This is a genomic window from Mycobacterium arosiense ATCC BAA-1401 = DSM 45069, from assembly GCF_002086125.1.
Taxonomy (GTDB): domain Bacteria; phylum Actinomycetota; class Actinomycetes; order Mycobacteriales; family Mycobacteriaceae; genus Mycobacterium; species Mycobacterium arosiense.
The window spans coordinates 1-235 of the sequence record NZ_MVHG01000409.1 but is presented as its reverse complement, the minus strand read 5'-3'; the positions used below and the strand labels follow the sequence as shown (position 1 = coordinate 235).

Genomic DNA, 235 nt, shown 5'->3' with positions numbered 1-235 from the left:
CCGTTCCTGGTGCTCACCGTACTGGTGACCATCTGGACCCTGAAACCTTTCAAGGCCCTGTTCGCCCCGGGCGGCGAGCTCTACTGGCTGGTGTTCAACTTCGCCATCCCGCACCTCGACCAACTGGTGGTCAAGGGCGCGCCGATCGCCACCAGCGCCACGCCGATCGCCGCGGTATTCAAGTTCGACCCGATCTCCGCCACCGGCACGGCGATCTTCCTCTCGGCGCTGGTAT

Annotated in this window: 1 protein-coding gene; it reads left to right on the top strand. The window is 64.7% G+C overall.

Annotated features, from left to right (window positions below; all coding sequences use genetic code 11):
• Positions 1-235, top strand: a 235-nt coding sequence (locus BST14_RS32365; protein WP_211280876.1) for an L-lactate permease, incomplete at both ends; no start/stop codon positions are given.